This window comes from Proteiniphilum sp. LBM24028 (assembly GCF_056629195.1).
This window is the reverse complement of record NZ_CM152817.1, coordinates 211,510-225,542: the sequence shown is the minus strand read 5'-3', so window position 1 is coordinate 225,542 and position 14,033 is coordinate 211,510. Positions and strand designations below refer to the sequence as shown.

General features: G+C 40.8%; 8 protein-coding genes. 3 read left to right on the top strand and 5 right to left on the bottom strand.

Features of this window, described 5'->3' with window-relative positions; genetic code table 11:
- The first annotated feature begins 177 nt into the window (after nucleotides 1-177).
- On the top strand, nucleotides 178-4,230 hold the full coding sequence (locus AC1HCU_RS00860) for a hybrid sensor histidine kinase/response regulator (RefSeq protein ID WP_480367907.1): 4,053 nt from the start codon (nucleotides 178-180) through the stop codon (nucleotides 4,228-4,230).
- A 48-nt stretch (nucleotides 4,231-4,278) separates the two neighbouring features.
- On the opposite strand, the gene AC1HCU_RS00855 is transcribed toward AC1HCU_RS00860, so the two are convergent.
- The 5 genes from AC1HCU_RS00855 to dut form a co-directional block, all read right to left on the bottom strand.
- Entirely contained in the window at nucleotides 4,279-5,559 is a 1,281-nt protein-coding gene (locus AC1HCU_RS00855) for a nucleoside permease (RefSeq protein ID WP_286860624.1), read from the bottom strand.
- Between the two features lie 45 nt (nucleotides 5,560-5,604).
- Nucleotides 5,605-6,966, bottom strand: a complete 1,362-nt coding sequence (locus tag AC1HCU_RS00850; RefSeq protein WP_480367905.1) for a murein hydrolase activator EnvC family protein — start codon at nucleotides 6,964-6,966, stop codon at nucleotides 5,605-5,607.
- 76 nt (nucleotides 6,967-7,042) lie between these two features.
- A complete protein-coding gene (gene lolB1, locus AC1HCU_RS00845; protein ID WP_286860622.1) occupies nucleotides 7,043-7,807 on the bottom strand; it encodes a lipoprotein insertase outer membrane protein LolB1 in 765 nt (254 codons plus the stop codon).
- A gap of 113 nt (nucleotides 7,808-7,920) precedes the next feature.
- Nucleotides 7,921-9,672, bottom strand: coding sequence for a tetratricopeptide repeat protein (locus AC1HCU_RS00840; RefSeq protein ID WP_480367901.1), 1,752 nt, complete (start codon nucleotides 9,670-9,672; stop codon nucleotides 7,921-7,923).
- A 17-nt stretch (nucleotides 9,673-9,689) separates the two neighbouring features.
- Nucleotides 9,690-10,124, bottom strand: coding sequence for a dUTP diphosphatase (gene dut, locus AC1HCU_RS00835; RefSeq protein ID WP_286880345.1), 435 nt, complete (start codon nucleotides 10,122-10,124; stop codon nucleotides 9,690-9,692).
- A 65-nt stretch (nucleotides 10,125-10,189) separates the two neighbouring features.
- Here dut and AC1HCU_RS00830 point away from each other — a divergent pair, with 65 nt between their 5' ends.
- Nucleotides 10,190-11,005, top strand: coding sequence for a hypothetical protein (locus AC1HCU_RS00830; RefSeq protein WP_480367899.1), 816 nt, complete (start codon nucleotides 10,190-10,192; stop codon nucleotides 11,003-11,005).
- Between the two features lie 29 nt (nucleotides 11,006-11,034).
- Nucleotides 11,035-13,917 carry a triple tyrosine motif-containing protein gene (locus AC1HCU_RS00825; protein WP_294068621.1) on the top strand — a complete coding sequence of 961 codons (2,883 nt, stop codon included), beginning with the start codon at nucleotides 11,035-11,037 and terminating at the stop codon, nucleotides 13,915-13,917.
- Nucleotides 13,918-14,033: the final 116 nt, after the last annotated feature.

Sequence of the window (14,033 nt, the reverse complement as noted above, 5' to 3'; positions counted from 1 at the left end):
CTAAGCGTTCAAAATAGTACACTTTTCTTTCAAAATGAAAAAACATACTTTTTAATAAGAGAAAGTATACCCTTAGAGCCAAGAACAGACTAAATTAAATAATAGTGTAAATTGTAAAGAGAAATCATGTAAATTTGCGTTTGGGCTCTCGCTAAATTCATATAAATTTTTACCATAATGAATCTCATTATTTGCATACTCTTTCTCTTTTTACCGATAATGGGGTATGCAATTGATTTTGACATAGAGACTCTGACAAATAAAGATGGCTTGTCCAACAGTTCCATCAATGTAATTTTTCAGGATTCCAATCAATTAATGTGGTTTGGCACCTGGGATGGCCTTAATTTATATAATGGGAAAGAATTTCAGGTATATAAGCCTTCTTCGGGAAACAGACAGAGTATAAGTAATAACATCATAAGAGATATTATTGAGGAAAAAAGAGATTATTTGTGGATTGCTACCGACATTGGCATAAATAGATTCAATCCCAGAGAAAAGAGTTTTGAGCGTTTTTTTGTTGATTCTCTAAGTCGTGAAATAACAAATGAACATTCTTATTTAATCGCTAAAAATTCTGAAGGTAAAATTATCGCGTCCGTCTATCAACAAGGTTTATACTATTTCGACTACAAAAAAAACCACTTTGAGCCGTTGAACATCAATAAAAAACTGAATATTAAACAAATTATTTTTGATGCCTATGACAATTTGTGGATATTAACAAAAGAGAAATCACTATTTAGTGCTACATTGCAAAAACGAGAAAACTATCTTACCATAGACAAGATAAGTCAATTCCCATTGAAAGAAGTTGAGAATCTGTTTAATCTCAAATCAGGCAGTATACTTTTTCAATTATCCGATTTCAGGACTTACAGTTACGACAAATCTCGGGATAAACTTATTTTGCTTTCTATCGATAGAGAGATAGGAATTATAAACGATATCGGATACAATAAGGAATCAATTTTTATAGGAACAAATAAGGGATTGTATATGTATAATTCCAAGTCCGGGATCATTCCGGTATTAGAAAATACTCCTGTGTTAAATGTTTATAATGGCACTCAAAATATTGTATGGATAGGCACCGATATGAAAGGAGTATATAAAATTGTCCCTTCCTCCGAAAAATTCAAAGCATATTCATCAGAAAATATTCCCGGATTTGGCAATTCCGCTGTGAGAACATTTTTTGAAGATGAAGACAGGACTCTTTGGGTAGGCACCAAAGGATCAGGAATATATCACTTTTACAGAGACAATAAAACCGGCAAGTTAGCACTTAGAAACAGATTTAGTACAGAGAATGGACTATCAAGCAACTCTGTTTTTAAAATAACAAAAGGTTTTAAAAATGAATACTGGATTGGTACAGATGGAAATGGAATTAACTATTATGATAAAAGAACGGAAAGTATTCAAAATTTGATTTTTCCTGATAATTTAGTTCTTTCATCAATTTATGCCATTTTACCTGACAATGATAATATTTTATGGGTAGGGACAAGTGGAAATGGAATGTTTAAATTAAAAATAGATCTTTCAACAACTCCCTACCGGGTTACCGATTACAAACAATTTATTTCCAACGAAGAAAAAAACTCGTTGAGCAATAATATTGTATATTCAATAATCAAAGCCGACGACGAACATTTGTGGGTCGGTACACGTGGAGGAGGAATAAACAGATTCAATATTTTCAATGAAACGTTTCAAATTTTTAAATTTTCCGAAAATAACGATGGTAGTGACGATGTATTGTGCATGCACAAAGACAAAAAAGGGGATCTGTGGATCGGGACGAGTATGGGATTAAATAAAATGACCTGGAATAATAATGAAAAACCGGTAGTTTTTACTTTTAATGAGAAGAACGGAATGCCTAACAATACCATTCACGGCATTTTAGAGGATAAAAATAACAATTTGTGGGCAAGTACCAATTTCGGATTAGCAAAACTTATACCGAACGGAATTGATGAAGATTCATATCATATTATTTCCTATTTTATAAATGATGGACTACAGGATTATGAATTTTCAGACGGTTCGTACTATGCAAGTCCATATTCCTCTTTCTTTTATTTTGGAGGTATTAGCGGATTCAATGAATTTAATCCGCTTGAAATCATTCAAAACGAGTATATGCCCGGCCTTTGGCTGAATGCATTTCACGTGGACAATACGGAGACTGATTTATCCGATTTCCTTAAGCGAGCCAACGGCTCCAATGTACTTACCCTTTCGCACAAACACAAATCTTTCAGCTTCCATTTCATCCCGATAGACTATATAGCTCCGTCCAAATGTGAAATTGCGTATATGCTCGAAGGATTTCACAACGCCTGGGTTAATCTGGGTAACTCAAATGTAATAGTATTTACCAACTTACCGAAAGGAGAGTATGTACTTAAAGTCAAGACAAGCAATGCAAACAAAATATGGGGTGAAACGCTCTATAGCTTGCCCATTGAAATGGTTCCTCCATGGTGGAGAAGTAATATTGCATATCTCTCTTATATTGTTTTATTATTAGCTTTAACGGCAATTACAAGAAAAATGATCTTGTATCGTCTAAAACTTAAAAACGATATAAGAATAAAGGATTTGGAATCTCAGAAAGCAGAAGAAATCCATCAGGGGAAACTCCGTTTTTTTACTAACATAGCACATGAATTCTCCAACTCCCTGACACTCATCTATGGTCCCTGCGATAAGCTATTGAAAGAAAAAGAGACCAGCAATTCCACCAAGAAATATCTGCAGGTAATAAAATCTAATTCCGAAAGAATGCAGAATTTAATTGAACAACTTGTTGAATTTAGAAAGGCGGAAACAGGACATCTAAAGTTGAAAATTGAACTGGTAGATATTCCTGAGTTGGTGAAATATGTTATTGACCACTTTATGGAGTTCTTGGAACAAAAAAAGATTAATTATTCAATCACATCCATCCCTGATGAAAATATAATCTGGAGAACTGACAGGGACAGTTTAGAGAAAATAATTTTCAACTTGTTATCAAATGCTGTAAAATATACGCCCGAAAAAGAACATATTGAAATAAACGTTTGTGTCAGGAATGAAGTTTTGTCAATTTCAATTAAAAACACCGGGATTGGAATAAAATCAGGGTACTATGATATATTATTCGACAGATTTGAGGTTCTTAACCGTCTGGAAAGACAAGCTTCCATTGGTGACTATCCTCGCCATGGCATTGGATTGGCATTGTGTAAAAGTATCGTAAATAACCTGAAAGGAGACATCAGGGTTGAAAGTGACGGAGAAACATATACTTTGTTTGAGGTATCTGTTCCCAACCTGGAACTAACCTCTGTAGAATCTGAGGAAATACGCCAGAAATCTGCTTTTTCACAGTTAATGCCAGATATACCATTTGAAATTAATTCGCTCAGTGAAAAAGACAATCCGAGAGAAAATATAAATATTCCAGACGACGCATTTATTCTGATTGTGGAGGATGATCAGGAAATCCGCTCGATGATAAGAGACCTTTTAAGCTCTGATTACAATATTGTAGAGGCTTCAAACGGAAAAGAAGCATTGTGGATTGTAAACAGGCAACGTCCTATATTGGTTGTCAGCGACATTATTATGCCGGAAATGAATGGCGTTGATTTTGTAAAATCAATGAAAGCAACGGAATCGACCAAACATATCCCAATCATTCTTTTGTCTTCAAAAAACTCAGTTGAAAGCCAGATTGAAGGGTTTGAATCGGGTGCAGATGCTTATATAAATAAACCTTTCAATTTTCGTCATTTAGAAGTGATTGTAAAAAGCTTGCTCCATAAAAAAACCGTATTGGAAGAGTATAGTAATTCACCCTACTCGGCCCTTGAACAATATGAAGGCTCTCTTATCCACAGGGAAGATAAAGATATAATCATAAATATTACCAAAGTCATCTACGATAACATTGATAACGAAGAACTCACGATCGATTTTATTGCAAATGAAACAGCTATCAGCAAAATGCAACTTTATCGCAAGATAAAGGAGATAACAAAGAAGACACCCACTGAATTTATTCGTTCAATAAGACTTAAGCATGCGGAAAAACTTCTTAAAACCACCAATAAGACTGTTCAGGAAATCATGTACGAATCCGGATTCAATAACAAGGCCTATTTTTATAGGGAGTTTCTAAAAAAACAGAATAAAACTCCGAAAGAATTCAGAGAGTCGGCAAATTAAATTCCAATTGATTGTTAAAATATAAAAACTCATATAAATCACCGGCTATTATTTCTGCTGTACATGTTTGTATTTAAAAAAAATTGTGAAAAGGATGGCGACCACGAGAGCATATCCGGCAAAAATAAACCATACACTCTGCCATTCTCCCACCATCAGTGATTTTGTTTGCCCGTTGACCAACACATCTTTCCACTGCGTAAACTGATTCACGACCCATTGTGCCCCAAGAGTCCCCACGGTAGCTCCTATTCCGTTGGTCATCAGCATAAACATTCCTTGTGCACTGGCGCGAATATGATGGGGTGTTTCTTTGTCGACAAATAGCGATCCGGAAACATTGAAAAAATCGAACGCCACGCCATACACCAACATGGAAAGGATTAGCAACCAGACTCCATTTCCGGGATTTCCAATACCGAAAAAACCAAAACGAAGCACCCATGCAAGCATGGCAATGAGCATTACTTTCTTGATTCCATAACGTTTTAAAAAAAAGGGAATCAGCAGGATACAAAGGGCTTCTGATATCTGCGACAGTGAAATCAATATGTTGGCATGCTGTACTCCAAAGGTATTTGCATATTGGTGTATCGCCTCAAAGCTGGCAATAAATGGATTGGCAAATCCGTTCGTAATCTGCAAGGAAATTCCTAAAAACATGGAAAAGATAAAAAATAAAGCCATCTTCCTTTGTCTGAACAACTTAAATGCATCCAGGCCCAATGCCTGGAACAGTGTTTTATCTTTTGTGTCGGTGCTTACGGGGCAGTTGGGAAGTGTAAAGGCATAGGCCGCCAAAATAATACCGATCGCAGCACTCACTACAAACTGCATTGCCGAGGTTTGGTAACCAATTACATCGACCAACCACATGGTGCAGATAAAACCAACGGTACCGAAAACACGGATGGGGGGAAAAGCCCTGACGGTATCCATTCCTCCTCTCTCCAGAATAGTATAGGCAACAGAATTGGATAGTGCGAGCGTGGGCATATAAAATGCCACACTCAGCGTGTAAAGCGTGAAGAATACTGAAAAGGAGATGCCATTATCCGTATTGAGGCCGTACAACCCAGCTGCAAGCATAAATGCGGCGGCCAGCAGATGGCTTGCTCCCAACAGCTTTTGTGCCGGCACCCACCGGTCGGCAATGATGCCCATAATGGCGGGCATAAAGATGGAAACGATTCCCTGTACGGAATAGAATATACCAATGTGGGACCCCAGTCCGGCTGGACCAAGATAACGGGACATGGATGTAAGGTAAGCCCCCCAAACAGCAAATTGGAGGAAATTCATGATAATCAGCCGAATTTTTAACGACATATATGTATTATTTATTGAGCGAATAACTATCGAATAACCACCTATCTACTCTCTATTGAGCCATGGCGCCGGATTTAGTTTGGTTGTCTTCTGCCACAACTGGAAATGCATGGCGGAGACATTGGTATCGGGATCGGTGAAAATGCGTCCCAATGATTGTCCTGTTTTCACTTTATCGCCCTGCTTTACAAACAAATCGTAGATATTGGCATAAAAGGTGTAATATTCACCATGCCGTACAATGACACATGTATTTGAGCCAGGAAAAGAGAATACCTTTGACACCTCTCCATCAAAAACGGTCCGGATGCTGGCTCCTTTCTGCGCTTGAATGTCTATCCCGTTGCTGTTAGTCGTCACGTTCCACTCGTTGTGTTTTTTGGCACCGAAGTTACCCACAATCGAAGCTGTACCGGTGACCGGTAATGGTAGTTTACCTTTGTTGGCAGCAAAATTCTTCGACAAATTAAATGTTTCATCGGTGCTCTTGCTCCTGTCTGCTTCTATGCGGGGCGCAGGGGTAGTGGTACGGGAAGCCTCCTTCTCTCCGGAAGATGAAATTGTTTCTTCTGTTTTCCTGCTACTTTCAGTTTCACGTGGCGTCCTGGCATCCTGTTCGGCAGCTTTCCTGCGACGTTCCATCTCCTCGGCCCGTCTTTTGACCTCTGCCTCCCTCTCCTGCCGTGCCACCTCTTCTGCAATCAGCTTTTCAATCTGGTTATACAGCTGGTTCGCCTGGTTTTGCTTTTCCTGTAACGTTTTTTGAAGTTGCCTTTGTTGTCCTCTGGCAGCAGTCATCTCAGACTGCTTTGTTTTTTCTTCGCTCTGTAACCGTTGCTGTTCAGCCTGCAGTGCAGATAAGGCTTTCTCTTTATCGGACTTTGCTTTCACCAACGCTTCTTTTCTGACGGCAATTTCTGCATTTTGCTTCCTTATTTCTTCAGCCTGCGACTTTTGCCACTTCGAATATTCGCGCAGGTATTGCATTCTACGCAACGACTCACCCAAAGATTTTCCTGAGAAGATGAAGAATAATTTGTTCCGGCTCACATTGTGTTTCAGCATCCCCTGTATGGCATTGGCATAATTCTCCTGTTTTTGTTTCAACTCTTTGTTGAGCCGTTCAATTTCAGCTTCCAGCCGCAACTCTTCCTGTTGCAGCGCCGTTATCTCCTTCCTCTGGGCATTAATAAGTTCTTTGCGGGAAGATATCTGTTTATTAATAAGATTAATACGATCAAGAATGGAAGTCGTCTGATTTCTGACGTCGAGATACAGTCTGTTCGTGTTCTTTATCTCTTCCTGCAACGCCTGTTGTTGTTTTTGCAAACGCTCAATCTGCGGAGTTTGAGAATTTGAAAGAAAAACCGTTGCAATACAAAGAAAAATGATAAAAAGCCGTTTCATACGATTGTTTTATTCTGAAAACGATGGGCAACTGAGGGAAACAACTTCCTCTGTGACAGGGGTCGTCATATTCATTCTATTTGTTTCCGGAAAAAATTTTAACTATTTCGTCGACAGTAGTTTTCGTATATCCCGCCGGTACGCTCATAGTCAGCTGAAGTGGCTCATTGGTGACAATATCTGAGAAAAGCAGCTCTGCATTCACTTTGCGCGATGATGAAGAGAGAGTTATATTCATTTTACTGGGAAAAACAAGATCATTTTTTGCAGTGAAATTATGATAACCCCACTGTAATGATTGTTTTTTCTGTGACTGCATCAGATGAGTAAAGGTAATGCGGTCGTCCCCGTTTACCGTAAAGGAATAATCGATTCCCGATTCAGCATCCTTGGAGGTCATGTAATAGCATAGATCGGAAGTCCTGGTGTAGTTGAATTTCCTGTAATCGGGCAATTCGGGCTGATTCTTTCCCGACACAAAAAGTGCATTTGTGAACACCGACTGCATGGTGTAAAAATCGAAACCCACGGGATATGTCTCTTTCAAGGATACAATAGACTCCATTACATAGCGTTTGTTCATCCTGTCTACCACCATCATCGTATCGGGATTGATATAAAAACGAAACATCTCCACCCCGAAAAGTGGTTGTACGGAAATCTGTAATGCCCTGTCTTTTACAATGCGGATATTCGCCCTTGAATTGAGTGATTTTGTACCGTTGGTGAGATTCACATTCAGCTTCGCACTAAATGTATTATACTTAAATTCGCTGGTAATAATATCATTAAAAAGCTGGTTATGTGCCTTTTCCTCCACGGGAGATGTAGAATAGACCATCTGCTGCCGGGATTTACAAGCAGTGAAAAAAAGGCCTGATAAAAGGCAGATGAATAAAATCTGTTTGTAACGCATGACGCTAATTGTGAATTAGTTATTTATTATGGGAATACCTACAGTGTACCCGTTTCAATTTTTCTATCCAAGGTGTCGGAATCGCTCTCCAGCTCCCTTGCTTTTTTCCATTGCTCCAGTGCTTTCTCCTTATCTCCTGTCCGGTAAAGGATATCACCATAATGCTCAAGCACATCGGCCGAAGGATTTTCCTTACTGTACTCAATGGCTTTCTCAATATAAATTTTAGCCATGAAGTATGAACCCTGCTCATACAATACCCAACCATAGGTATCGAGAAAAGTGGGATTCATTGGTTCAGCCTTAATAGTGATACCACTCATTTGTTCGGCTTTATCGAGATCCTTCTTTTCCAATGACAGATAATAACTGTAATTGTTTAAAACGGACAGATTCTGAGGGTTCAATTTTAACGCTTTTTCGTAACTTTGAAATGCGGTCTCTTTATTTCCCAGAAAGTAGTTCAGATCTCCTATCTGCCCATGAAAGTCCGACTCCAGCAAAGGATTGCTGATGACTGCCTGCTTCAGTCCCTCTTCAAACACGCGCAGTGCCTCCTTGTAATTTTTTTGCTGATAATATGAGGCTCCCAGATAAAAATAAAACTGAGGTTCCTGAGGAAGATGTTTCAGGGCCTCGGTCGTTATTTCCCTGACCTTATCCATATTTTCCTTCTGCAGAATAATCCGGAGCATCTGGTCATAGCCGGCGGGATCGTCAGGATTATCTTTTGTATAAATCTCGAACTGTTTCATTGCACCGGTCGTATCATTCTGCAACATCAGTACATTCCCGTATATCATGTTCAGCTGCGTATTGTTGGGATATTGTTCGAAAAGTTTATGAAATAAGGAATTGGCTTGTTTGAGATCTTCCTTTCGCTGTTGCAAAACTCCAAGGTACCGTGTGAGGAGTTGCAACTTGGTCTCTACATCGAGTGAAGTACCGGTGATGGCTTGCTGCAATTCGCTTTGTGCCGCCGTTTTATTGTCTGTTTTTTCGTAATAGTTGACCATGGAAAGGATAAGTGCCGGATAATTCCGGTCGATCCGACCTGCCTGCTCGTAATACTGAAGTGCCTTATCAGACTGATTATCCTCAAGATAAAGGTCACCCATGAGAATAAGATATCTAGGATCTGCAGGATTCTTATTTATTATCTGCTGAATTTCTCCGAAAGCCTGTTCCTTGTTGTTCATCAGTGAATAAAGGCGGTATTTATTCAACGTGATTCCTTCTGATATCCCTATGCTCCTTTCCAGTGTATCAAGTATATCTATGGCCTTCTGAAGCTCGCCGTTATCGGCGTAGGCATTCGCCAGCTCAAACTGAAGTTCGGGTTTATCGGTATGTCGCTCGGCCAGCGCAGAATAAATGTCTACTACCTCCTGCTTTAAGCCGAGTTCCTTGCTCAGACCAGCTAACATCATGTTATAGTAATAGTTGGAAGCATCGTAATGTACCGCTTTCCGGAGAAACGCCAGAGCTTTATTTTTCTCCTGCAGGAGATTGTAGAAGGTACCTAGTTCCACCAGCACATTGGCATTGGTAGAATCCAGCGCATAACAATGCTGAAAGAGATCCATTGCCTCATCGTAACGTCCCTGTGCCTTGGCATTCAAAGCATCATAGAAAAAAAAATCGAATTTGCGCCTCTCTTCCTCGCTGAGGGATAACGCTGCCGTATCCTGCTGTGCCGACACTTTCAGAGGTATGAGTGCTGCAGCCGCGAGAAGACAAAACGACAATAAAGAGAATAGTTGTCTGTGAAATACGTTAGTATAGATCATTTTTGTTGATTCGGTTATTATTTTTTGCCGGTATGTCCAAACCCGCCGGCGCCCCTTTCCGTTTGTTCCAACGAGTCGGCCTGCTCCCATTCCACAGTTATATGCTGTGCGATAACCATCTGACAGATACGTTCCCCATCGTTGACTACGAAGTCTTCATTCGAGAGGTTGACCAGGATGACCCTGATCTCACCCCGGTAGTCCGCATCAATGGTTCCCGGTGCATTCACGATACCAATTCCGTGCTTTATTGCCAGGCCGCTGCGCGGGCGGATTTGCGCCTCATATCCGACAGGCAGTTCGATATAAATACCGGTGGGAATCAATGCCCGTTCGAGTGGCTTCAGCACCACCGGTTCTGCAAGGTTTGCACGTAAATCCATACCTGCAGAATGAACGGTTGCATATTGCGGCAGGGGATGTTCTGACAAATTGACTATTCTGATCTTCATTGGAGGAGTCTCTTCAGTTTGATGATGCGAATTTATACAATTCCGAGGAATAAAGGGTCAAATTGATGAAATTTAAGCAAATCAGGAACGACAGCAAAGAATATTTTGACAGATCCCCTTTCGTGAACTGCAAAAAATATCATATCTTTGCATATATGAGCGAACAGGACGATCTACTGGCCAAATTACGACAAACGCTGAACGAACAGGGAATAGACACGTTTCACATCCTCGAGGATCTGGTACCTATTGAGGAACAGATGGACTATTTCCGGTATTTCGACCGGTTACGAAGGGAGAATAACCCCTTTGTACGTGATGAGGAAGTAGCAGTATTGTTTTCACCCAATGAATCGATTGAACGTAAGAAGCGAAGTCTGACACTACTGGCTTCAATTCCCGACGTGGGCGCATACCGCTCCATAGAGACTTATCACAGTAGTCCGCTGGAACCCGAATTGTCCCACTGGTCCTCCATGGCGCTGGTCAGCAGCCGGATTGTACTGAGCTCAGACTTGTCGGGACATCAGCAGGTTTATATTTCCTCCGGATTGGGAGGTCATGACAAGAAACTTCGTTTTTTTTCCCTCTTCACAACCCAGGACAGACAGTTTTTTTCGGATCTGCAGAAAGAAATTGTGGAACGCGAATTCTCATTTCAACTGCAACAGGCCGAAATCGTAATTGAGAAGTTTGAAATAAAAGATAATTATTTCACCATACTGATGCTTTTCTCTTTCGAGAAAGATGCAAAATCGAGTCTGAACGCCGCTGTCACAGAATGTAACCAATATGGTAATTTTCTGGATTCCCGGTTTCTCTTCACGAATGTAAAGGTATTAACTGAAAAAGAAATCGCCCATTTACTGGAGAAAAAGTAAACCATCTGTCCCACCGTATTTCCGGCATCATGAGGCAATCAGCCAGTAAAAAATATTTTTGCACGGCACTCATCACCGTTATGCTCACCGCGCTCAGCCTCACGGGCCGTGCACAGGAGATCCCCTTCATACCTCCCGTTTATAACTATACGACTGGCAATTACAAGGCAGGGAACCAGAACTGGGCTGTTGCACAGGGGAGCAACGGCGTAATCTATGTAGGGAATAACAACGGACTGCTAAGTTTTGAGGGGATAAACTGGAAACTGCACAAGCTACCAAACAATCTTTCCGTAAAATCAATTTATATCGATTCGGACGCTTCACCTGAACGCATTTACGTGGGTTCATTCGAAGAGTTCGGGTATTTTGAGTACGACGAAAAAAATCAACTTATTTACCACTCTGTCAAAAGTCTGGTAAAAGATTACACGTTTCACAACGATGAAATATGGACAATTCATCCCTTCAAGGGCAATATCTACTTCCAGTCGTTTTCAGCTGTTTTCGCCTATGACGGGAAGAAGGTAACCACACTGAGCCCTCATCCGGCAGTGTTGTATTTCTTCCCCGTTGGCGATGACATGTTTGCACAGTTAATCAACAACGATTTCTATCGTTTCGACGGAGACAAGTTTCACCACATTCTGACACGTGATCAGCTTAAAGATGACAATGTGGTGGCGGTCTTACCTTTCGATGATGAATACCTACTGATAACATCTAAAAGCGGCCTCTACCGGTTTTCAGAGGATACACAGACACTTACCCCCTGGAAAACATCCATAGAGCCGGACTTAACGGGAGCCATCATCAACCGGGCCATTTTTTCGGCCAATGAACAATATATATTCGGAACACTCAACAGCGGGCTCTACGCCGTTGACAGGAAAGGGAACAAACTGTGGCATGTCAGCCGGAGCAGCGGACTGAACAATAATACCATATTGGCTTTATACAGCGACAGAGAACACAACATCTGGGTAGCCCTCGACAACGGCATCTCATACATTCGAACCCAATCGCCTTTTACTATTTTTGAACCTAACGATGTACAGATAGGTTTGGTAGAGGATATCCTTTTCCATCGGAACAACCTCTATGTGGCCACAAACCAGGGAATTTATCATTATTCAGAAGCTGAGAAAAACTTCTTTCGCCTGCCAGAGTTCGATACTCAGGCATGGTTCATCAGAACTTTCGGGAATCAGATCTTCGTCGGTCACAATTTGGGTACTTCACTTCTTGAGAACGGCAAGGAAAAAGTGATTCCGGAAGCCCAGACCGGCGGGATGGATATAAAACAGGCAGTCATCAACGGGAAAAATGTTCTTCTTGAATCAACATATACCTCATTGTACATATATACCCAGACTTTGGCCGGCAAGTGGATTTTCAGCCACCGGGCAGAAGGATTCCTGGACCTTATCAAAAACCTTGAGCCAGACCACACCGGAAACATCTGGGCCGGACATATGTACAAGGGAGTCTATCGTTTACGGCTCGACAATGCACTTCGAAAAGTCGTGGAGATTGAAAATTACCAGTCGCTCGATAGTGCGAAAACAGCACTACCCGATCCTGTAAAGGTAATGAAACTGAAAGGACGTATCGTGTTTACCGACGGGAACCGTTTTTACACTTATGACGACATACACGGAAAAATTATTCCGTATGACTTGTTAAACAGGTATCTGCCCGATTTTGCCGATACCTACCGGATTGTCTCCATAAACGATACGCTACACTGGTTCATCCGCAACACAGAGTATGCCCTGGTATCTTCCTCCGGAGACACATACAGGCTGGTCGATCGCATACCTTACAGCATTCTTAACAATCCTCCCAACATGGGACGAGCCAATGTGTATGTGGCCGATGAACAGACTACCTATTTCTGTCTGAATGGGGGTATAGGAAGATATATTTTTACTGAAGGGCCAAAACAAAAAAGAAGCACCTTATACCTCTCGTCAGCAGAGTATTATGACAGAAAAAATGACCAAACCTCCTATCTTGATCCACGAAAAAAAGCAATTATTGCTTATCAGCATAACGACGTTGGTTTTCAGTTTATGTATCCCGAATATTCTAAAAATGTATTCAGGGTAGAATGTTTTTTAGACGGCTACGATAGCAGATGGGTAAATACAGCCGAGGATCTTTCCATATCCTACAATAACCTGCCGGCCGGTGAGTATATCATGAAGGCACGTGTACGGGATAATTCAGGAGCGGTACTATCCACGGTCGGTTTTACCTTCCGGATTAAAAATCCATGGTATAAAACCTGGTGGGCATATCTCTCCTATGTCTTGTTCATCTTATTTATCACCGTTCTTCTCATTGAAAATCATGTACAAAAAGTAGTCGAAAGAAAAAACAAACTTTTTTCTGAACAGGAAAACCGGCGGCTCGCACAACTTGACAAACAGGAAAAAGAAATTACTGCACTGCGTAATGAGAAGCTGGAGTCGGATCTCACCTATAAAGGCAAGGAGCTGGCCAGCGCCACCATGATGATTATCAATCATACCGAATTTCTGAAAAATCTGCGTGCACGGATTCAATCCTGTATGCTGACAGGCAAAATCAACCGCAGCGAAGGAAATGAGTTGGTGACAATGATTGGAGAAAACTTATCGGAAGAGGATGCATGGATCGTCTTCCAGGAAAACTTCGACCTCATCCACAAAAATTTCTTCCGAAAGCTCAAGGAGAGATACCCCGCACTCACCCCATCAGATCTAAAACTTTGCACACTACTCCGTTTGAACTACTCTTCCAAGGAGATTGCGGGGATGATGAACATCTCCATCCGGGGAGTAGAGGCTGCACGATACAGGCTACGAAAAAAGCTGGATCTCAACGAAGCCGAAAATCTGGTCGATTTTATGATAAAATTCGAATAAATGGATACTATACACTTATCGAAATGCTAATTCATAATAAATTAATAATCTGAAACTTTAACCTTATCGACGTAGTAAAAAAGTATCCTTTAAAAACATGCTTTACAACATAAAGT

Excerpts from the sequence above, each read along its gene's own strand:
- dut (WP_286880345.1), bottom strand. The coding sequence starts at position 10,124 with ATGAAGATCAGAATAGTCAATTTGTCAGAACATCCCCTGCCGCAATAT.
- lolB1 (WP_286860622.1), bottom strand. The coding sequence starts at position 7,807 with ATGGTCTATTCTACATCTCCCGTGGAGGAAAAGGCACATAACCAGCTT.
- AC1HCU_RS00840 (WP_480367901.1), bottom strand. The coding sequence starts at position 9,672 with ATGATCTATACTAACGTATTTCACAGACAACTATTCTCTTTATTGTCG.
- AC1HCU_RS00850 (WP_480367905.1), bottom strand. The coding sequence starts at position 6,966 with ATGAAACGGCTTTTTATCATTTTTCTTTGTATTGCAACGGTTTTTCTT.
- AC1HCU_RS00830 (WP_480367899.1), top strand. The coding sequence starts at position 10,190 with ATGAAATTTAAGCAAATCAGGAACGACAGCAAAGAATATTTTGACAGA.
- AC1HCU_RS00860 (WP_480367907.1), top strand. The coding sequence starts at position 178 with ATGAATCTCATTATTTGCATACTCTTTCTCTTTTTACCGATAATGGGG.
- AC1HCU_RS00855 (WP_286860624.1), bottom strand. The coding sequence starts at position 5,559 with ATGTCGTTAAAAATTCGGCTGATTATCATGAATTTCCTCCAATTTGCT.
- AC1HCU_RS00825 (WP_294068621.1), top strand. The coding sequence starts at position 11,035 with ATGAGGCAATCAGCCAGTAAAAAATATTTTTGCACGGCACTCATCACC.